This window comes from Paucibacter sediminis, from assembly GCF_030254645.1.
Classification (GTDB): Bacteria; Pseudomonadota; Gammaproteobacteria; order Burkholderiales; family Burkholderiaceae_C; genus Paucibacter_B; species Paucibacter_B sediminis.
Genome location: NZ_CP116346.1, coordinates 1507590 through 1527834 on the forward strand (window position 1 = coordinate 1507590; position 20245 = coordinate 1527834).

Genomic DNA, 20245 nt, shown 5'->3' on the forward strand with positions numbered 1-20245 from the left:
TCTTGCTGATAGGGTGGGCATGGCTCAGGCCGCCAGCGCGTGCGGATTGGCCACGCGCGGCCAGTAGTTGAGATCGCGCGCCTTGAACGGGATGCTGGCGAAGCTGGGGCTGATGGCACCGGGCGTGGCGGCATAGAACACGGCCTTGGCGAGCGGCGCAAAGTCGGCATGGAAGTGCTGGGTGGACTTCACGATCACGAGCTTCTTGTCGGCCAGGCTCAGCCCCAGGCCGGTAAAGGCATCGGTGCCCATGACCTGGCCGCGCACCGAGGCCAGCAGCAGATGCACGTCGTTGGCCGCCTCCACCCACACGCTCAGGCCCATCGGGATGCGCCCGCTCACGCCCGGCAGGCCTTGCGAATGCTGCTCCGCGATACCGCGCACGGTGACCTGCAGATCGACCGGGTCGCCCGAGCTGGGCCCGCATTTGCCACCCACGCGCAGCGCGATCACCGCGCCCACGCCGGCATCGCGGCAGATCTGGATCGCGCCCAGATCCCAGAAGGCGCCGATGACGGCATGGCCGATGCCGCGCTCGAGCAGGCGGCGCAGCACGAAAGTGCTGTCGCCCGGCGCGCCGCCGCCGGGGTTGTCGGCCACGTCGGCGATCACCACCGGCCCGCCCTGCACCTGCAGCGCCTGGTCCAGCGCCTGGTCGAGCGGCACGGCGTTGTCGCCGGTGAGCGCGCGCAGCTCCCAGAACTCGCGGCCCAGCTGCTCGGCCAGGGCCTGGGCCTTGGCCGGGTCGTGGTCGGTCACCACCCACAGCTTGGCGCCGGACTCGGGCACATCGCCCCATGGGAAGCCATGGCCCAGCGAGATCGAGAGCACGCCGTCGCGCCCTTCCAGCGCCTGCATGCGCTTGACGAAGCCCATCATGGGCTCGCGCGTGGTGTGCCACAGCCCCACCATCTTGCAGTCGAACACGGCGGTGGTGGGCCGCACCTCGCCCCGCGCCGTGCGCGCGAGGATGTCGTAGAGCTCGCGCGCGCGCGCCTCGCCGTCGACATGCGGGTACTCCTTGAAGGCGATGATCACGTCCGCCGAGCAGCGCATCAGCTCGGTGAAATGGCAGTGCAGATCGAGCTCGACACCGAAGGGCACGTCGGGGCCGATGATCTCGCGCACGCGTGCCATCAGGTCGCCCTCGCAATCGTCATAGCCCTGCGCCACCATCGCGCCATGCAGCACCAGCTGCACCGCATCCACCGGCAGCGCGGCGCGCAGATCGGCCAGGATCTGCTCGCGCAGGTCCTCGTAGACGGCGCGCACGGTGGGCCCCAGGGGCTGGGCGAAGGCGCACAGGCTCTCCACCATCTGGTGGCCATCGGCCTCCAGCATGTCGCGCATGAAGCGCATGAAGGCGCCGCTGCCGGCGGGCGCCTTGGCGCTGGCGTCGCCGCGGTAGATGCCATATTCCTCGAAGCCACCCCAGCCGGTGGGGGCGGCGGCAAAGGTGTTGGTCTCGGTGGCGAGCTGAGCAACAAAGAATTTCATCGGAGGGCTCCCTTCAGTCGGCCAGGCGCTCGAAGCGCATCTGGCGAGTACGCGTGGTGTTGATGCGGAAGGCCGCCATGCGGCCGTCGGTGCCCGGCTCGGCGCTGAGCACGCCGCACAGGGGCGAGCCGCTGACGCGCCAGCCGAACACCGCGGCCGCGAATGCCTCCAGCTCCAGCGCGTGGCTGCCGAAGGCGCCAAACACCTCGAGCAGCAACTTCTCACCCTCGAAGCGCACCACCGCCTCGGCGTCCAGATCGGGCGCGCGGTAGCGGCCCAGCAGCGCCGGGGCCACCTCGGCCAGCGCCGGCGGCGTGGCCGGCAGGCGCTCGAAGCGCTCGGCCTGCCCGCCCTCGCTGAGCTCCAGCATCGCCGGCGCCTCGCCGGTGCCGGCCAGCGCGGCGAGCGGCAGGCTCAGCGGCCCCATCGCCATGTCCTCGAAGCCCAGCCGCAGCGCATCACCGCGCTGCTTCAGCGCCACCGGCGGCATGTTCAGGAAGCACAGGCCCAGGCGCGCATCGGCCGCCTCGGCGAAGCCGAACACCAGGCCCGAAGCGCTGGCGTGATAGCGCGTGCCCAGCATGGGCTTGAAGCTCTCGCTGGCGGGCTTGGCATCGAGCGGCCCCAGCAGCGCGGGGTCCAGCAGGGCATCGATGATCTGGTGCGCCAGCTCGACCGGGTTGGCCGGGGCGCCATTTGTCATGATGATGATGTCCAGCGCCTGGCTCGGCACGGTGATCATCTGGCAGCTGCCGCCGATCACACCACCGGCATGGTGGATGACGTCGATGCCACGGTAGGCGTGCACCATCAGGCCCAGCGCATAGGGATTCACCAGGCCGTTGTTGAGCCTGGCGGGCGTCACCATCTGCTGCCAGCTGGCCGCGCTGCCCACCGTCTTGGCCGGGGCGCGCATATGCGCCAGCCAGGCCAGCATGTCGTCGATGGTGGAGACCATCGCGCCCTCGCCGCGCACCTCCTCGGTGGGAAAGATGCCGCGCCGCCAACCGCCGCCCTGCTCGGGCGGCAGCGGCACATGCAGGGTGGCCATGCCGCGGTGGATCTCGAAGTCGCTCGGCACCGAGGTGGTGTCCTGCATCGCCAGCGGCGTGAAGATGCGCTCCTGCAGGAACTGCTCGAAGGGCATGCCGCTGATGCGCTCGATCACCAGCGAGAGCAGGTGGTAGCCGCCGTTGCAGTACATCATCTTCTCGCCCGGCGCGAAATTGACCGCGGTCTGGCGCACCTGCGTGGCCAGCGCCACGCCCTTGGGCTTGATCGCCATGCCCTCGGACAGAAAGCCCACATCGAGGTAGCAGCGGTAGCCGCCGGTGTGGCTCATCAGCTGGCGCAGGGTGGGCTCGCCCGCCAGCACCGGCAGCTCGGGGATGTAGCGGCGCACACCCGCGTCGACGTCGAGCTTGCCGTCCTCGGCCAGCAGCAGCACGGCCAGGCAGGTGAAATGCTTGCTGGTGGAGCCGATGCGCATACGCGTCCAGGCCGTGTTGGCCACGCCCAGCTCGACGCTGGCCAGGCCGAAGCCACGCCGGTAGAGCGTGCGGCCATGCCGGGCCACGCCGACGATCAGGCCCGGTGCATCGCTGCGGTTGAAGGGCTCGAACAGGCCGTCGAGGGCCGCGACACCGGTCTTCGCGTTGGTGTTCGCTGCGGCTTTGGATTCGCTCATGGGATATCTCCAGATTGCGGTGGTGGTGGTTCAGATCGGGTCCGGCCGGACCAGATCGGGATGGATGGTTTGGACGGTGTGGACGAAGGCCTGCTCGGCGCCCTTCATCAGCAGCGCGGCGAGCGCGAAGGCGAGCGCACCGACGCCCGCCACCGCCATCAGCAGGCCCTGCGGCCTGGCGCTCAGCAGGTCGGACATGGCACCCACCAGCACCGGGCTCAGCGCACTCAGCAGCACCGTCACCACGCTGCCGATGGCGATCAGGCGCGAGCGCAGCGCCGCCGGGGTCATGTCCTGCAGCAGGGTCGGCAGCAGCACGCTGCCGGCGATCAGCGCCGTCACCTGCACGCCGAACAGCAGATAGAGCGCGCCCACGCTCTGCGCCAGCGGCATGAGGGCGGCCGCCAGCGCGGCGACGGCCGAGCCGACCGCGATGACGCGCAACGGCAGCGCCAGGCCCAGGCGTCGGCCCAGCAGCCTGACACCGAGCGCGCCCAGCGTGGCGCCGGCCGCGGTGCCGAGCAGATAGGCCAGGCCCATGCCCTGGCCCACCGCGCCGGCGGGGGCGCCGAAGCTGCGCGTGGCAATGATGGGCAGCCAGTTGCCGCTGGCCGCCAGGCCCAGGCCGGCCAGGCCCGAGCCACCGAACACGCCCACCATGCAGCGCAGATGGGCGCGCGCATAGTCGCGCAGCGCCGGGCGGGCGTTGGCGGTGACGGCGGCGTGGCTGTCAACGCGCTGCGGATGCAGGCGTATCAGCAGCACCGCCAGCGCCACCAGCGGCCCCGGCAGCGCCACCACCAGGAAGGCCAGGCGCCAGGACTCCAGCCCCTGCAGGGCGGTGGGCAGCAGCGGGCGCAGCGCGTCCAGGCTCTGCACCATGGCGCCGCTCAGCGCAATGCCCAGTCCCGCACCGAAGATCGCCGCCAGCGCGTAAATGCCGTTCGCCAGCACGCGACGGCGTGGCGACACGATCTCGGGGATCAGGCCGAAGACGATGGGCGAGAGGCCGGCCTCGCCGATACCCAGGCCGGCCGCGGCCAGGAACAGCGCGGGAAAGTCGGTGGCCATGCCGCAGGCCGCCGTGGCCGCGGCCCATACCAGCACGCAGGCGGCCAGCACGCTGCGCCGGCCATAGCGGTCGGCCAGCCAGCCCACCGGCACCGCCGCCACGCCCGCGAACAAGGTGATGCCGGCGCCCTGCAGCAGGCCCAGCTTGGTGTCGGTGAGCTGCAGCGACTGCCGCATCGGCTCGGCCAGCAGCACCAGGATCTGGCGATCCAGCGCACCGAACACGGTGGCGATGATCAGCACCAGCAGGCCGTAGGCGCCGATCGCAGCGCCGCGCCAGCGGCCAGCGCGCGCGTGCCGGCCGGGCGCCAGCGATGGGCGCTCAATGAATGAGTTATGCATGAGGTCGAACCCGATGAGGAGGGGGCAGAGGCCGGCAGCGCGCCGGCGCGCGGCCTTAGAACGGCAGGGTCAGCGTGGCGCCCAGCGTGCGCGGCCGCGCCAGCGAGACCCAGGCGGGGCCGCCCAGCGCCTGCACCGCGCTGATAGACCCGAGCTGGGCAGGCTTGTCGAACAGGTTGCGCACGAACAGGGCCAGGCTGGCGCGCTTGAAATCGATGCCGGCCTGCAGGTCGGTCATCGCATAGGCGGGCAGGCGGTACAGCGGCATGGCGGCGCTGCCTTCGAAGCCGGCATTGCGCTGGCCCACGTAGCGCTGGGTCAGCCCCAGATAGCTGGGATAGCCGGCCAGGGCAAAGGCGTAGCTGGCGCTGAGCGTGGCCGCAAAGCGGGCGCTGCTGGGCAGGCGCGCGCCGGCCGCGGCGCCGAGGCCCGGTGCATCCTCGCTGAGCTTGGCGTCGATGAGGGCGGCGTTGCCGGCCAGGGTCCAGTGCTCATCGGGCCGCCAGCTGGCCGCCAGCTCGGCACCGCGCACATGGGCGGCACCGGCATTCACGATCACCGACACGCCGTTCACCGGCATGAACTGCTGCAAGTCCTTCCAGCGGATGTCGAACAGCGCCGCCTCGAGCGACAGGCGCTTGTCCAGCAGATCGGCCTTGTAGCCGGCTTCCACGCTGGTGAGCGTGTCGGGCTGGAAGGTGGGCGGCGCCAGCGGTTCGCCGGTGGTCGCGCTGCGCAGCACCGCGTTTGGGCCGCCGGGGCGGTAGCCGGTGGCGGCGCGCGCATACAGGTCGCTGCGCGCATCCAGCGCGTAGCGGGCCGTCAACAGCCAGGTGCGGCTGGTGTCGCTGGAGTTGGCGTCGATGGACTGCGCACCGCCCAGCATCAGCCCGTCGGAGTGCTGCACATAGTGCTGCTTGTTGCGCGCCACGCGCAGCCCGCCGGTCAGCGCCAGGCCATGCTCGAACTTCCAGGTCAGGTCACCGTAGAGCGCCAGCTCGCGGTACTCGGCCGGCAGCGCGGCCGTCGCCAACAGCGGGCCGGGCGTGCCATCGGGCAGGCTGCTGGTGACGGCCTGCTGGTTGTCACTGCGCTCGTGGTCAATGTAGAGGCCGGCCAGCCACTCGAGCTGCTTGTCACCCTTGGAGGTCAGCCGCAGTTCCTGCGTGCTCTTGTCCAGCGCCAGCGCATTGCTCACCGGCGTGCTGCCCAGGCTCAGGCCCAGGCTCTGCAGCAGCGGCAGATAGCCGGCACTGAGGTCGAGATTCAGCTCGGAGCGGATTCTCTGCTTCGAGCCGATGGCGTTGAAGCGCGCCCAACCGAAGTCGTATTCGAGATCGGCAGAGAGCAGCTCGATCTTGACCCGGTAAGGCTCGCCCGCGCGCAGACGGCGCAGGCGGTCGCCCTCGACGGGGCGGCCGCTGACCTCATAGTCGACAAAATCGGTGCCGTCACGGCTGATCTGCTGGGTCGTACCGGTCAGGCGCAGTTTCAGGCGGTTGCCCGGCGCCACCTGCAGCGAGACGCGCGCGCCATGGGTGTTGCCGCCATCGCTGTCGGCACGGCCGGCCGGCCCCACGGTGTCGGTGCTGCCGCCCACCCGGTCGTCAAAGGCGGAGACGCGCAGGCCCGCCACATCCTCCTTCAGCGGCACGTTGACGACCGCGCCGAGCGCATGGCTGGCACGGCCACCGCGGGTCGTCGAGCTGCCCAGGCTGAGCTTGCCGGAGAGCTCGTAGGTGTCGGGCTCGTTGGTCACGTACTTGAGCAGCCCGCCCATCGCGCCGGCGCCGTACAGCGTGCCCTGCGGGCCGCGCAGGACCTCGATGTGGTTCAGGTCCAGCGAGCCCATGTCCAGCGCCATTTGCCCGCCGTTCGCGTAGGGGCCGCTGGTACCGAAGGCGACGTCGTCGACATAGATGCCCACGGTGGCGATCGTCTGCGCACCGGTGCTGACGCCACGGATGCTCACCGCGCCCACGCCGGCCCCGCCGGAGCTCTTGACGTCGATGCCGGCCTCGTTGGCGAGATAGTCGCTCAGGCTCCTGGCGCCGTCGCGGTTGAGCCGCTCGCCCCCGATCACATTCACCTGCATCGGCACCTCGCGCACCGGCTCGCGGCGCCGGCTCGCGCTGACCACCACGGTGCCCAGCGTGCTCACCTCGTCCTGCACGCGCTTCTCGGGATTGGGCGGAGGCTCGACAAAGATCACCACCGCGCCCGAGACATCGCGCCGCACCGACAGCGGCGTGCCCTCGAGCAGCTGCAGCAGCGCGTCCTCGGCCGAGGCGCTGCGTTTGAGGCCCTTGCTGCTGCGGCCCCGCACATCCTCGATCTTGTAGATCAGTTGTGTGCCCGATTGCGCCGCATAGGCATCGAGGGCCGCCTTCAGCTCGCCGGCGGCGATGTCGAAGGAGCGCGGCTGCGCCTGCACGGCGGCGCCAACCAGCAGCGCGCAGCTCAGGGCCAGGCGGGCCATGGGATTCAAGCGAGTCATCGGGTTCATATGCGTCCTCGTCAGTATGGCGTGAGTGCCCTCTGCTCAACCAAGACGAAGCCGGCCGCACAATCCGCTAGCCGTCGCGGGTATACACCGAGACGAAATAATTCTTTTTGCCGAGGCATACCGGATGTGTGCGGCTGCTTCGTCTTTACAGAGAAGGCAGCAAGGAGTTCCGTTGACACAAGATGAGCTGAGCGCCTGGTTCGTCGACCAGGTGCTGCCGCTGGAGGGCGTGCTCGAACGCTATCTGCGCCGCAACTGGCGCGATGGCGACGAGATCGCTGACCTGCGCCAGGAGGTGTATGCGCGCGTCTTCGACGGCTGCGCCCAGGGCCAGCCCGACTCGGCCCAGGCCTTTGTGCTGTCCACCGCCCGCAACCTGCTGATCGACCGCGCACGCCGCGCCCAGATCGTCGACATCGAGACGTTTGCCGACATGGACGCACTCGCGCCCACCATCGACGAACTCAGCCCGGAGCGCCATCTGGCGGCGCGCAGCGAGCTGCGCCTGCTGCAGCGTGCGCTTGAGCTACTGCCGGCGCGCTGCCGCGAGGTGGTGGAGCTGCGCAAGGTCGAGGGCCTGTCGCAGCGCGAGGTGGCGGCGCGCATGGGGATCAGCGAAGACACGGTAGAAAAGCAGGTGTCCAAGGGCGTGCGCGCCCTGGCCCTGGCCTTGCAGGCCACCGGCCTGGGCGGCGCCGCCTGGGCCGCGGCGCAGGCCTTGCAGCGCAGGGGACGGACCACACAATGAGCAGCGAACTGACATCGATCGAAGCGCGCGCGGCCGGCTGGATTGCCGAGCGCGACCGCGCCGGCAGCGCCTGGCCGGCCGAGCGCCAGGCCGCGCTGGAGGCCTGGCTCAACGCCGCCACCGCACACCGCGTGGCCTGGCTGCGCCTGGACCAGGCCTGGCGCCGCGCCGACCGGCTGCGCGCGCTGCAAGCCGCGCCGAGCCCGGTCAGCAGCAGGCCCAGCCCCAGGCCCTGGTGGCAGCAGCAGCGGCGCGCCATCGGCGGGGCGCTCGCCGGGCTGGGCCTGCTCGCCCTCGTGCTGGCGGTGCAGGTCGTGGCGCCGCTGCGCGGCAACGACGCGCAGAGCTACGCCACCGCACGCGGCCAGCGCGAGGCCGTGGCGCTGGCCGACGGTTCGCGCCTGACCCTCAATACCGCCACCAAGCTGCGCACCGCCGTGACCGCCAAGCAGCGCGAAGTCTGGCTGGAGCAGGGCGAGGCCTTCTTCGATATTGCCCACGATGCCAGCCGCCCCTTCGTGGTCCATGCCGGCCGCCAGACCGTCACCGTGCTGGGCACCAAGTTCTCGCTGCTGCGCGAGGGCGAACGCCTGCGCGTGGCGGTGCTGGAGGGGCGCGTGCAGGTGCAGGCCGAACAGAGCCGCCCCGCCGTGCTGGTGCGCGACGACACCGCGGTGGCCGAGGCCAGCAATGTGCTGGTCAGCCGGCAGACCAGCCAGCAGGTGAACGCCGCGCTGAGCTGGCTGCAGGGCAAGCTGGTGTTCGACCAGGTCAGCCTGGCCGAGGCGGCCAGCCAGTTCAACCGTTACAACCGCAAGCAGCTCGTCATCACCGATGCGGCCGCCGCCAGGATAGGCATCGGCGGGGTGTTTGACGCCAACAATGCCGAAGCCTTCGCGCGCCTGCTGCACGCGGGCTTTGGGCTGCAGGTGCAGGTGAGTGAGGAGGAAATCCGTGTCAGCAGCGCTTCGGCTTCCTGAAACTTCGCCGGCTGGGGGGCGGGAGGTGCTGGTGCTGGGCGCCGGCATGGTGGGCACCTGCACCGCGCTGGAGCTGGCCCTGCGCGGGCATCGCGTCACCCTGGTGGACCGGCGTGCGCCGGGCCGCGAAACCTCCTATGGCAACGCCGGCGTGATCCAGCGCGAGGCGGTCGAGCCCTACGCCTTTCCGCGCGACTGGCCCACGCTGATCAGCGCGGCCCTGGGGCGCCGGCTCGATGTGCGCTACCAACTCGGCGGCCTGTGGGCCGCCGCACCCCAGCTGTTGCGCTACTGGTGGCATTCGGCGCCGCGCCGGCACCGCGCCATCGGCCGCCAATACGCCAGCCTGATCGCGCACGCGACCAGCGAGCATCAGCGCTATCTGGCGCTCGCCGGTGCCGAGGGCCTGGTGCAGCGCCAGGGCTTGCGCCTGGTGTATCGGCAGCCGGAACGGCTGGAGCAAGCCCTGCACCAGGCCGAACGCTTGGCGGCCGAGTACGGCATTGCCTTTGCCGCGCTGGATGGCGCGGCGCTGGCCCGCGCCGAGCCCGCCTTTCAGATACCGCTGGCGGGCGCCCTGCACTGGCTGGAGTCCTGGAGCGTGAGCGACCCCGGCGCGCTGGTCGAACGCTATGCACGCCTGTTCCAGCAGCTCGGCGGGCGCCTGCTGCAAGGTGATGCCGGCAGTCTGCGCCAGCAGGGTGCCAGCTGGCAGCTCACGACCCAGGATGGCCCGGTGGAGGCAGCACAGGTCGTCGTGGCGCTCGGCCCCTGGGCCGACGCCTGCATACGCCGCCTGGGTTATCGCCTGCCGCTGTTCGTCAAGCGTGGCTACCACCGGCATTACAAGGGCGGCGCCAGCCTGGCCATGCCCACCCTGGACGCCGAGCGCGGCTATGTGCTGGCCCCGCAAGGCGCTAGCCTGCGCCTCACCACCGGTGCCGAGATCGCGCGCATCGATGCGGCACCCTCGCCCTCACAGGTGCAGGGCGCTGAAGCCGAGGCGCGGCAATTGCTGGACCTCGGCCAGGCGGTGGAGCAGACGCCCTGGCTGGGCAACCGCCCCTGCTGCGCCGACATGAAGCCTGTCATCGGCCCGGCCGCGCGCCACCCCGGTCTGTGGTTCAACTTCGGCCATGGTCATCAGGGCTTCACCCTGGGGCCCGCCAGCGCCAGGCTGCTGGCCGACTTGATGCAGGGCGATACGCCTTTTGTGGACGCGCAGGGCTTCTTGCCGGCGCGGTTTGGGGCCTGAGGTCTACTTCCCAATACAAAAGCGGCTGAAGATCTCGCCCAGCAGATCGTCGGCCGTGAAGGCGCCAGTGATCTCGCCCAGCGCGTCGTGCGAGAGGCGCAGCTCCTCGGCCAGCAGATCCAGCGCCGGCGGCTGCTGGGTGGCCACCTCCTTCGCCAGCTGCAGATGCTCGCGCGTGCGCTTGAGCGCCTGGACATGGCGTTCGCGCGCGATGAACAAGCCCTCGGGCGTGGCATGCCAGCCCACCTGCTGCAGCAGGCGCTGGCGCAGCTCGGCCAGGCCGGCGCCGGTCTTGGCGGAGAGGGTCAATGCATCGGGGGCCAGGTCTTGCCCGTGCAGGACGTCGGCCTTGTTGAAGACCTGCAGGATGCGGCTCGGGTCCACGCCCGTCAGGCGTTCGGTGATGAGCTTGTCCTCGGCCTCGTAGTCGGGCTGGCCGATGCGGCTGAGGTCGTGCAGGAACAGCACGACGTCGGCGTCGGCAATCGCATCCCAGCTGCGCGCCACGCCGATGCGCTCGACCTCGTCTTCGGTTTCGCGCAGGCCGGCGGTGTCGCTGATGTGCAGGGGCACGCCTTCGATCTGGATGGTCTGGCTGACCTTGTCGCGGGTGGTGCCCGGAATCGGCGTGACGATGGCCAGCTCGGCACCAGCCAGGGCGTTCAAGAGCGAGCTCTTGCCCACATTGGGCTGGCCGGCCAGCACCACCTTGATGCCCTCGCGCAGCAGCGCGCCCTGCTGGGTACGGTCCAGCACCGCCGCCAGGCGCGCGTGCAGGCGCTCCAGCTGGCCCAGGGCATCGGCCTGCTGCAGGAAATCGATCTCTTCCTCGGGGAAGTCCAGCGTCGCCTCCACCAGCATGCGCAGCTTGATCAGGGCGTCGCGCAGTTCGCCCACTTCGCTGGAGAGGGCGCCGGCCAGCGCGCGGCTGGCGCTGCGCGCGGCGGCCTCGGTGCTGGCGTCGATCAGATCGCTCACCGCCTCGGCCTGGGCCAGGTCGAGCTTGCCGTTCAGAAAGGCACGCTGGGTGAATTCGCCGGGTTCGGCCAGGCGCAGGCGTATCTCGGCCCCCGCTTCCATGCAGCGCGCCAGCAGCAGCTGCAGCACCACCGGCCCGCCATGCGCCTGCAGCTCCAGCACATGCTCGCCGGTATAGGAATGCGGGGCCGGGAACAGCAGGGCCAGGCCCTGGTCGATGGCGTCGCCGTTGGCGGCCTTGAAGGGCAGGTAGCTGGCTTCGCGGGCTTTCAGCGCGCGGCCGCAGATGACGTTCACCAGCGGGGTCAGGTCTTGCGCCGACGAGACGCGCACGATGCCGACGGCACCCCGTCCGGGGGCGGTGGCGATGGCGGCGATGGGGTCTTGGTGACGGGACAGCATCGCGTGGATTCTCGCTGATGCTGCCACCGCCAACGGTGTATGGCGCGGGGGAGGCCGGCACAGCGCTCGCGTGAACGCTGGGCTCTCGCCTGGATTCTCAGCCCGGTTGTGGAGATCCCGTCTGAAAGTCTCTGCCCCGCATGAGTTGCATTAAAGGCTTGAGCCGGGTCAAAAAAAAGCCCCCGGATGCGGGGGCTCGTGCCTTCAAACAGGTGGGTGCTGCTTAATTCGTCACACCCAGCTGCTTGTTGATGGCCCATTGCTGGGCGATCGACAGGATGTTGTTCACCAGCCAGTACAGCACCAAGCCGGCCGGGAAGGCGAAGAACATGAAGCTGAAGGCCAGCGGCATGATCCACATCATCTTGGCCTGGGTGGGGTCCGGCGGCGTCGGGTTCAGCCAGACCTGGAACAGGCTGGAGAGCGTCATCAGCACCGGCAGGATGAAGAAGGGATCCGGCACGGCCAGGTCGCCGATCCAGCCCAGCCAGGGCGCGCCGCGCATTTCCACGCTGGACAGCAGCACCCAGTAGAGCGCGATGAAGAAGGGCATCTGCAAGAAGATGGGCAGGCAGCTGCCGATCGGGTTGACCTTCTCCTCGCGGTAGATGCGCATCATCTCCTGCTGCATCTCCTGCGGCTTGTCCTTCAGGCGCTCGCGCATTTCCGTGATCTTGGGATTCACGGCCTTCATCTTGGCCATGCTGCGGTAGGCGCTGGCGTTCAGCCAGTAGAAGCCGATCTTCAGCAGCACCACCAGGGCGATGATGGACCAGCCCCAGTTGCCCAGCACCTTGTGCAACTGATCCAGCAGCCAGAACAGCGGCTTGGACAGCACGGTGAACCAGCCATAGTCCTTCACCAGCTCCAGGCCGGGGGCCAGGGCGGCGAGCTTCTTTTCTTCCTGCGGGCCGACGAAGAGCTGCTCTTCGGTGCTGGCCTTGGCCTCGGGCGCCAGGGTCGGCAGGGTGAACACCATGCCCACCGAGTAGAGACCGTTGCCGAGCTTGCGGGCATAGAACTCGCGCGCGCCTTCGGCATTGCGCAGCCAGGCACTCGCGAAGTAATGCTGGACCATGCCCACCCAGCCGTCGTTGGCGGTCTTCTCGATCTCGAACTTGTCCTTGTCGAGATCCTTGAACTCGATCTTGTGGAACTTGCTCTTCTCGGTATAGACGGCCGGGCCGGTGAAGGTGGAGTAGAAGCCCGAGCCGCCCGGTGCGGGCTGGCCGTCGCGCTGCAGCTGCACATAGAGCTGCGGCGTCAGCGCGGCGGCGCCGACGTTGACGACCTCATGCTTGACGCCGACGACGTAGTCGCCGCGCTTGAAGGTGTAGGTCTTGGCCAGCTTCACGCCGCCCACCTCGGGCGATTCGAAGCGCAGCACCAGCTCGTTGGCGCCATCCTTCAGCGCGCGCTCGCCGGACACCAGGCGCATCAGCGTGTTGTGCGTGGGCAGTTGCTCACCCTTGCTGCCCACCAGGCCCGACTGGGCGCGGTAGCCATGGGCGGCGTCCAGCAGCACGATGGGCGTGCCCTCGACGCTCTGCTTCGGGCGCATGCCCACCAGCTCGGCCAGCGGCTCGTACCAGCGGTGCTCGGGGAAGCTCAGGTACTTGAGCAGCTCCACGCGCGTGACGTCGGCACCCAGCGTGTCCAGCGTCACCTTGACCACATCGGTGCTGATGGTGATCTGCTCGCCCTGCGTGGCGGCGCCGGCCTGGGGGGCGACGGTGCCGGCAGCTGCTGCTGCGGCGGGCAGGGCAGCACCGGCCGGCGCCGGCACGGCGGCCGAACCGGCGGCAGCCACCGGCTTGGGCGCTGCGGGGCTGAACATTGAAGGATGCCCGTTGTACTTTTGCCAGCCGTCCCAGAGCAGGACGAGTGACATGGTGAATACCACCCACAGCACGGTGCGGCGTATATCAGTCATGGGGAAGCTTCAGGATTGGAGGAAGGAGAGGGGCGGGCGGGCTGCACGCAGCCCAGCCGGGTAAACAGACCGGGCGCATTGTCAGGCACCGGATCATGCCCGCCCAGACAGAATGGGTTGCAGCGCAGGATGCGGGCGGCCGCCAGATAGCTGCCGGCACAGGCGCCATGCCGGGCCAGGGCCTGCATGGCATAGGCGGAACAGCTGGGCTGGTAGCGGCAGCCGGCCTGTATCCAGTGGCTGAACAACAGCTGATAGCCGCGCACCAGCCCCATCATGAAGCGCTGCGCGAATGTCGGCGTCTTCCGCATGATGTTCGGGCTCAGGGCTGGGCCGGCTCAGGCTTGGCGGGCCGCGGCGCACGCACCAGCTTGGCCACCAGGCCCTGCAATTCGGCGCGCGCAGCGGCGCGCAGCGCGTCGGATGAGGCGCTGGGGTACTGCTTGCGGTCGAAGGGCATGCGCAGGCGCACCACCCACAAGCCGGGCGGCAAGAGCTGCGCCGCCTCGCCCTCGGCAAAGGCGACGCGGATCTGGCGTTTCAGCAGGGTGCGCGTGACGGAGCGTCGCGCATGGCGCTTGGGCACCACCATGCCCAGCCAGCGGCCCTGAACGGGGGCCGGCGGGGCCGTGGGGGGCGCGTCATCCACAAGCATGTGGATCATCGGTGCATCGCCTGTTGATAACTGGCTTGCAGCTGTGGATAAGCGCTTGCCAGGCAGGCTCGGCACGGCCGCAAGGTGATGCACAGCGAAATGGCTGCTGCGCGCACGGCTCGAGGAACCGAGCACGCGCTCAAAGTCGGCCGATCGCAGGATGCGGCCGATCACGATGCGGCTGCTTGAACCTTAGACGGCCAGGCGCTTGCGGCCCTTGGCGCGGCGAGCGTTGATGACAGCACGGCCGCCGCGGGTCTTCATGCGGACGAGGAAGCCGTGGGTACGGGCGCGGCGGGTCTTGGAGGCTTGGTAAGTGCGTTTCATGATGGGAACCTCAGTGGGCGCGTCGGTTGACGCTATATAGCCGTGGGCAAATCAATCGGATGCGGTTTGCATCCCAGTGGCCCCGCCCGCAACATGCGTGTTGGCATGCTTGCTGATGAGGCACATCCTTGATGTGCGCCGCGCCGGTGCGCCGCTTGTCGCGTGCGCCGCCCACCCAGGCAAGCTCTTGCACGCTTGGGCGATCGGCGCGGTGGACCTACCGCAAGGGGTTTGACTTCTGCTACTCAAAAGTCACGCGCCCATGCAAATACGTCCGGCGTCCGGGAAAGCCCGCGATTACACCAAAGAATGCCCGCCCGGTCAACTTTGCCTCAGCGGGCCCTGGGGATTACCGGGGCTTGACCCCGCGGAAATTTCTGTGGATAACCTCTACTTCGGCGGCCTCGAATACGTACAATCCGGCCGCTCAAGAACAAGTTTTCCACAATGAGCGCAGATGGCCTGACGGCACTGTGGCAGCAAGGCTGTGAACGCCTGGCTGCCGAGTTGCCCGAGCAACAATTCAATACCTGGATCCGCCCCCTGCCCCCGGCCGAGGTGGCCGATTCGGGCGCGCAAGGGCTGGTCGTTTCCCTGCGCGTGCCCAACCGTTTCAAGCTCGACTGGATCCGCAACCAGTACGCGGGCCGCATCGAATCCATCCTCAGCGAGCTGGCCGGCCGCCCCACGCGCCTGGAACTGGCACTGGCGCCGCGCGAGGCGCTGGCCCGCATGGCGCCGCCCGCCAACCAGGCGGCGTCGGTGGGCCAGGTGCTGCACAACGGCCTGCGGCCGGTGCCGGTCAACAGCCCTTCCCATACGGCCAGCGTCGAGCAGGCCAGCGTCGTGGGCATGCAATCGCCGCAAGGGCCCGCCATCATCATCCCGGGCGGCGCCAACGCACAGGGCCCGGCGCCCAGCAGCACGCGCCACCGCATCAACCCGGCGCTCACCTTCGACACCCTGGTGCCCGGCCGCGCCAACCAGATGGCTCGCACCGCCGCCCTGCATGTGGCCGGTGCCCCCGGCCAGATGTACAACCCACTGTTCATCTATGGCGGCGTGGGCCTGGGCAAGACGCACTTGATCCATGCCGTGGGCAATGCCCTCTTAAAGGACAAGCCCGACGCCCGCGTGCTCTACCTGCACGCCGAGCAGTTCATCTCCGACGTGGTGAAGAACTACCAGCGCAAGACCTTCGACGAGCTCAAGGCCAAGTACCACTCGCTAGACCTGCTGCTGATCGACGATGTGCAGTTCTTCGCCGGCAAGGACCGCACGCAGGAGGAGTTCTTCAACGCCTTCGAGGCCCTGCTGGCCAAGCGCGCCCACATCATCATGACCTCGGACACCTACCCGAAGGGCCTGGTGGACATCGACGAGCGCCTGACCAGCCGCTTCGACGCCGGCCTGACTGTGGCGATCGAGCCGCCCGAGCTGGAAATGCGCGTGGCCATCCTGATCAAGAAGGCCGAGGCCGAACAGGCGCCAATGCCCGAGGACGTGGCCTTCTTCATCGCCAAGAACGTGCGCGCCAATGTGCGCGAGCTCGAAGGCGCGCTGCGCAAGGTGCTGGCCTACAGCCGCTTCTCGCACAAGGAAATCAACATCCAGCTGGCGCGCGAGGCCCTGAAGGACCTGCTCTCGATCCAGAACCGCCAGATCTCGGTGGAGAACATCCAGAAGACGGTGGCGGACTTCTACAAGATCAAGGTCGCCGACATGTACAGCAAGAAGCGCCCTGCCAGCATCGCCCGGCCGCGCCAGATTGCCATGTACCTGGCCAAGGAGCTGACGCAGAAGAGCCTGCCCGAGATCGGCGAACTCTTCGGCGGGCGCGACCACACCACCGTGCTGCACGCGGTGCGCAAGATCGGTGGCGAGCGCCAGAAGAACACCGAGCTGAACCAGCAGCTGCACGTGCTGGAGCAGACGCTCAAAGGTTGATCCGACCCCTGGTTTACACCCCCGGGTAAGACCTCATTCCTGGGCGACAATGCGCGTTGCTCACGCGCGCGCGTCCGGATTTGGTATGGGCCCGGCGGGGCGCGCCAACCCCCTCAGAACAAGCGGAGAGAGGTAGAAAACATGATTGTGTTGAAAGCCACCCAGGACAAGGCACTGGGCGCCCTGCAGGCCGTGTCCGGCATCGTGGAACGCCGCCACACCCTGCCCATCCTGGCGAACGTGCTGATACGCAAGCAGGGCTCGCAGGTCGAGCTCACCACCAGCGATCTGGAAATCCAGGTGCGCACCACGGTCGAGTTCGACGGCGACGCCGGCAACTTCTCCACCACGGTGGGTGCGCGCAAGCTGATCGACATCCTGCGCTCGATGCCGGCCGACCAGACGGTGAGCCTCACCGCCAACGGCAGCAAGATGACGCTGCAGGGCGGCAAGAGCCGCTTCACCCTGCAGACCCTGCCGGCCGACGATTTCCCGCTGGTGCAGGAAGCGGCCGACTTCGGCCCCGCCTTCGCCGTGCCGCAGAAGACCCTCAAGCACCTGATCAACCAGGTGCACTTCTCGATGGCGGTGCACGACATCCGCTACTACCTGAACGGCATCCTGTTCGTGGCCGAGGGCAAGAACCTGACCCTGGTGGCCACCGACGGCCACCGCCTGGCGCTGGCCCAGGCCACGCTGGAAACCGACATCCCCAAGCAGGAAGTGATCCTGCCGCGCAAGACCGTGCTGGAGCTGATGCGCCTCTTGAAGGACGGCGGCAAGGATGGCAGCGACGACCAGCCGATCGAGATGCGCTTCGCCGGCAACCAGGCCAAGTTCTCGTTCAGCGGCATGGAGTTCGTCACCAAGCTGGTGGAGGGCAAGTTCCCCGACTACAACCGCGTGATCCCCAAGAACCACAAGTTCAACGTCACGCTGGGCCGCCAGACCCTGCTCTCCAGCCTGCAGCGCGCCGCCATCCTGACCAGCGAGAAGTTCAAGGCTGTGCGCCTGAGCTTCGAGCCCGGCCTGCTCTCGATTGCCTCCAGCAATGCCGAGCAGGAAGAGGCCAAGGAAGAGATCGAGATCGACTACAACGGCGACCTCATCGAGACCGGCTTCAACGTCACCTACCTGATGGATGCGCTGCAGAACATGAGCCAGGACATGGTCAGCATCGATCTGAACGACAGCGCCTCCAGCGCGCTGATCACCATCCCCGAGCAGACCGGCTTCAAGTACGTCGTCATGCCGATGAGGATTTGACGCCGGTTCGAACCGATTCATGAACAGCGGGCCCCGGCCCGCTTCAGTGCTTTTAAAGGGCCGCATGCATGGGCCCGCGAGTGAGAGAGAGTCCCCGATGAGTGATGTGCCCAGCAACGAACAAAACCCCGATGGCCTGACCGAGAAGCAGCAGGCTGCCGTCACGGCGGAAGCATCCTCGGGCGCGGTCTACGGCGCGGACTCGATCCAGATCCTCGAAGGCCTGGAAGCGGTGCGCAAGCGCCCCGGCATGTACATCGGCGACACCTCCGACGGCACCGGCCTGCACCACCTGGTGTTCGAAGTGGTGGACAACTCGATCGACGAATCGCTGGCCGGCCATTGCGACGACATCATCGTCACCATCCACACCGATAACTCGATCAGCGTGATCGACAACGGCCGCGGCATCCCCACCGGCGTGAAGATGGACGACAAGCACGAGCCCAAGCGCTCGGCCGCCGAAATCGCGCTGACCGAGCTGCACGCCGGCGGCAAGTTCAACCAGAACTCCTACAAGGTCTCGGGCGGCCTGCACGGCGTGGGCGTGAGCTGCGTGAACGGTCTCTCCAAGTGGCTGCGCCTGACGGTGCGCCGCGACGGCAAGGTGCACCAGATCGAGTTCAAGCAAGGCATCCCGCAAGACCGCCTGATCGAGGTGGTGGACGGCTTCGAGACCAGCCCGATGCGCGTGATCGGCGACACCGACAAGCGCGGCACCGAGGTGCACTTCCTGCCGGACACCGAGATCTTCCAGCAGAACAACGACTTCCACTACGACATCCTGGCCAAGCGCCTGCGCGAGCTCTCGTTCCTGAACAACGGCGTGAAGATCCGCCTGGTCGACGAGCGCAACAACAAGGAAGACAACTTCGCCTATGCGGGCGGCGTGCGCGGCTTCGTCGAGTTCATCAACAAGGGCAAGAGCACCCTGCACCCCAACATCTTCCACGCCCAGGGCGACAAGATGTCGGATCAGGGCACCAATATCGGCGTCGAAGTCTCCATGCAGTGGAACGACGGCTTCAACGAGAACGTGCTCTGCTTCACCAACAACATCCCGCAGCGCGACGGCGGCACCCACCTCACCGGCCTGCGCGCCGCGATGACGCGTGTGCTCAACAAGTACATCACCGACAACGACCTGGCCAAGAAGGCCAAGGTCGAAGTGGCCGGCGACGATATGCGCGAAGGCCTGGCCTGCGTGGTCTCGGTGAAGGTGCCCGAGCCCAAGTTCTCCAGCCAGACCAAGGACAAGCTGGTCTCCAGCGAGGTGCGCGGCCCGGTGGAAGAAATCGTCGCCAACAAGCTGAACGACTGGCTGCTCGAGAACCCCACCGACGCCAAGATCGTCTGCGGCAAGATCCTCGACGCCGCGCGCGCCCGCGAGGCCGCGCGCAAGGCGCGCGAGATGACGCGCCGCAAGGGCGTGCTGGACGGCCTGGGCCTGCCCGGCAAGCTGGCCGACTGCCAGGAAAAAGACCCCGCCCTGTGCGAGATCTACATCGTGGAGGGCGACTCCGCCGGTGGCTCCGCCAAGCAGGGCCGCGACCGGAAGTTCCAGGCCATCCTGCCGCTGCGCGGCAAGATCCTGAACGTCGAGAAGGCGCGCTACGAAAAGCTGCTCACCTCGAATGAAATCCTCACGCTCATCACTGCACTCGGCACCGGCATCGGCCGCGGCGCTGGCGGCGACGATTTCAATCCCGACAAACTGCGCTACCACCGCATCATCATCATGACCGACGCGGACGTGGACGGCGCCCACATCCGCACCCTGCTGCTGACCTTCTTCTACCGCCAGATGCCCGAGCTGGTGGAGCGCGGCCACATCTACATCGCGCAACCGCCGCTCTACAAGGTCAAGGTCGGCAAGCACGAGCAATACCTGAAGGACGCGCACGAGCTGGACGGCTTCCTGCTCAAGGTGGCGCTGCAGGACGCGCATCTGCGCACCGGCATCGGCGATGCGGTGCTCAGCGGCGAGGCCCTGGAAGCGCTGGCGCGCAACTACGTGCTGGCCGAGAACGTCATCACCCGCCTGTCCAACTGGATGGACTTCGAAGCCCTGCGCGTGCTGGCCAGCGGCCTGGCCATCAACCTCGACAGCAAGGAAGCCGCCGAGGCCGCCGCGGCCGCCATGCAAGGCGCGCTGCACGACGCGATCGTCACCAGCGAGTACGACGCCCGCACCGACAAGCTGTTCCTGCGCATCAGCCGCAAGCACCACGGCAACACCCGCTCCAGCATCATCAATGCCGACTTCGTGCACGGTGCCGACTACGAAGTGCTGGCGCGCGCCGGCAGCACCTTCAAGGGCCTGATCGGCGAGAACGCCCTGGTCCGCAAGGGCGAGGGCGAGAAGGCCAAGGAATCCAAGGTCAGCGACTTCCGCGGCGCCATGGACTGGCTGATGCAGCAAGCCGAAAACTCGGTGGGCCGCCAGCGCTACAAGGGTCTGGGCGAGATGAACCCCGAGCAGCTCTGGGAAACCACCATGGACCCGAACGTGCGCCGCCTGCTGCGCGTGCAGATCGACGACGCCATCGAAGCCGACCGCGTGTTCACCATGCTGATGGGCGACGAAGTGGAGCCGCGCCGCGACTTCATCGAGACGAACGCGCTGAGGGCGGCGAATATCGACGTCTGAG

At 68.3% G+C, this 20245-nt stretch carries 14 protein-coding genes and 1 pseudogene; 6 read left to right on the forward strand and 9 right to left on the reverse strand.

Features of this window, described 5'->3' with window-relative positions; all coding sequences use genetic code 11:
• Window positions 1–24: 24 nt before the first annotated feature.
• The 4 genes from PFX98_RS06785 to PFX98_RS06800 are packed head-to-tail and all read right to left on the reverse strand — an operon-like array spanning window position 25 to window position 7103.
• Entirely contained in the window at window positions 25–1497 is a 1473-nt protein-coding gene (locus PFX98_RS06785; RefSeq protein ID WP_285234422.1) for a M81 family metallopeptidase, read from the reverse strand.
• Window positions 1498–1510: 13 nt separating this feature from the next.
• On the reverse strand, window positions 1511–3184 hold the full coding sequence (locus PFX98_RS06790; RefSeq protein ID WP_285234423.1) for a serine hydrolase domain-containing protein: 1674 nt from the start codon (window positions 3182–3184) through the stop codon (window positions 1511–1513).
• 30 nt (window positions 3185–3214) lie between these two features.
• Window positions 3215–4597, reverse strand: a complete 1383-nt coding sequence (locus PFX98_RS06795; protein ID WP_285234424.1) for an MFS transporter — start codon at window positions 4595–4597, stop codon at window positions 3215–3217.
• A 55-nt stretch (window positions 4598–4652) separates the two neighbouring features.
• Complete coding sequence (locus PFX98_RS06800) at window positions 4653–7103, reverse strand: TonB-dependent receptor (protein ID WP_285234426.1); 2451 nt, start codon at window positions 7101–7103, stop codon at window positions 4653–4655.
• A 172-nt stretch (window positions 7104–7275) separates the two neighbouring features.
• Between PFX98_RS06800 and PFX98_RS06805 the strand changes: the two genes are divergently transcribed.
• The 3 genes from PFX98_RS06805 to PFX98_RS06815 are packed head-to-tail and all read left to right on the forward strand — an operon-like array spanning window position 7276 to window position 10086.
• Entirely contained in the window at window positions 7276–7851 is a 576-nt protein-coding gene (locus tag PFX98_RS06805) for an RNA polymerase sigma factor (RefSeq protein WP_285234427.1), read from the forward strand.
• A complete protein-coding gene (locus PFX98_RS06810; protein ID WP_285234429.1) occupies window positions 7848–8831 on the forward strand; it encodes a FecR family protein in 984 nt (327 codons plus the stop codon). The genes PFX98_RS06805 and PFX98_RS06810 overlap by 4 nt, the downstream gene beginning before the upstream one ends.
• 46 nt (window positions 8832–8877) lie before the next feature.
• Complete coding sequence (locus PFX98_RS06815) at window positions 8878–10086, forward strand: NAD(P)/FAD-dependent oxidoreductase (protein WP_285235548.1); 1209 nt, start codon at window positions 8878–8880, stop codon at window positions 10084–10086.
• A gap of 3 nt (window positions 10087–10089) precedes the next feature.
• Here the strand turns inward: PFX98_RS06815 and mnmE are convergent, their stop codons facing one another.
• From mnmE to rpmH, 5 genes are all read right to left on the reverse strand, one after another.
• A complete protein-coding gene (gene mnmE, locus PFX98_RS06820) occupies window positions 10090–11466 on the reverse strand; it encodes a tRNA uridine-5-carboxymethylaminomethyl(34) synthesis GTPase MnmE (protein WP_285234430.1) in 1377 nt (458 codons plus the stop codon).
• Between the two features lie 223 nt (window positions 11467–11689).
• Complete coding sequence (gene yidC, locus PFX98_RS06825) at window positions 11690–13399, reverse strand: membrane protein insertase YidC (RefSeq protein WP_285234431.1); 1710 nt, start codon at window positions 13397–13399, stop codon at window positions 11690–11692.
• A complete protein-coding gene (gene yidD, locus PFX98_RS06830) occupies window positions 13396–13710 on the reverse strand; it encodes a membrane protein insertion efficiency factor YidD (RefSeq protein ID WP_285234432.1) in 315 nt (104 codons plus the stop codon). The genes yidC and yidD overlap by 4 nt, the downstream gene beginning before the upstream one ends.
• An 11-nt stretch (window positions 13711–13721) precedes the next feature.
• Window positions 13722–14228, reverse strand: a complete 507-nt coding sequence (locus tag PFX98_RS06835) for a ribonuclease P protein component (RefSeq protein WP_342399175.1) — start codon at window positions 14226–14228, stop codon at window positions 13722–13724.
• A gap of 18 nt (window positions 14229–14246) precedes the next feature.
• Window positions 14247–14381 (reverse strand): 50S ribosomal protein L34, encoded by a 135-nt coding sequence (rpmH, locus tag PFX98_RS06840; RefSeq protein ID WP_047486751.1) that lies wholly within the window; start codon window positions 14379–14381, stop codon window positions 14247–14249.
• Window positions 14382–14828: 447 nt separating this feature from the next.
• Between rpmH and dnaA the strand changes: the two genes are divergently transcribed.
• From dnaA to gyrB, 3 genes and pseudogenes are all read left to right on the forward strand, one after another.
• Window positions 14829–16328 (forward strand): chromosomal replication initiator protein DnaA, encoded by a 1500-nt coding sequence (dnaA, locus tag PFX98_RS06845; protein WP_285234433.1) that lies wholly within the window; start codon window positions 14829–14831, stop codon window positions 16326–16328.
• Window positions 16329–16469: 141 nt separating this feature from the next.
• Entirely contained in the window at window positions 16470–17594 is a 1125-nt protein-coding gene (gene dnaN, locus PFX98_RS06850) for a DNA polymerase III subunit beta (RefSeq protein ID WP_285234434.1), read from the forward strand.
• Window positions 17595–17784: 190 nt separating this feature from the next.
• Window positions 17785–20244, forward strand: a pseudogene (gene gyrB / locus PFX98_RS06855) (DNA topoisomerase (ATP-hydrolyzing) subunit B); the annotation flags it as partial.
• Window position 20245 lies beyond the last annotated feature (1 nt).

Bases quoted from the DNA above. Each gene is read 5' to 3' on its own strand.
- rpmH (WP_047486751.1), bottom strand. From the start codon at position 14,381: ATGAAACGCACTTACCAAGCCTCCAAGACCCGCCGCGCCCGTACCCAC.
- yidD (WP_285234432.1), bottom strand. From the start codon at position 13,710: ATGCGGAAGACGCCGACATTCGCGCAGCGCTTCATGATGGGGCTGGTG.
- yidC (WP_285234431.1), bottom strand. From the start codon at position 13,399: ATGACTGATATACGCCGCACCGTGCTGTGGGTGGTATTCACCATGTCA.
- PFX98_RS06795 (WP_285234424.1), bottom strand. From the start codon at position 4,597: ATGCATAACTCATTCATTGAGCGCCCATCGCTGGCGCCCGGCCGGCAC.
- PFX98_RS06790 (WP_285234423.1), bottom strand. From the start codon at position 3,184: ATGAGCGAATCCAAAGCCGCAGCGAACACCAACGCGAAGACCGGTGTC.
- PFX98_RS06810 (WP_285234429.1), top strand. From the start codon at position 7,848: ATGAGCAGCGAACTGACATCGATCGAAGCGCGCGCGGCCGGCTGGATT.
- dnaA (WP_285234433.1), top strand. From the start codon at position 14,829: ATGAGCGCAGATGGCCTGACGGCACTGTGGCAGCAAGGCTGTGAACGC.
- mnmE (WP_285234430.1), bottom strand. From the start codon at position 11,466: ATGCTGTCCCGTCACCAAGACCCCATCGCCGCCATCGCCACCGCCCCC.
- PFX98_RS06785 (WP_285234422.1), bottom strand. From the start codon at position 1,497: ATGAAATTCTTTGTTGCTCAGCTCGCCACCGAGACCAACACCTTTGCC.
- PFX98_RS06800 (WP_285234426.1), bottom strand. From the start codon at position 7,103: ATGAACCCGATGACTCGCTTGAATCCCATGGCCCGCCTGGCCCTGAGC.
- PFX98_RS06815 (WP_285235548.1), top strand. From the start codon at position 8,878: ATGGTGGGCACCTGCACCGCGCTGGAGCTGGCCCTGCGCGGGCATCGC.
- dnaN (WP_285234434.1), top strand. From the start codon at position 16,470: ATGATTGTGTTGAAAGCCACCCAGGACAAGGCACTGGGCGCCCTGCAG.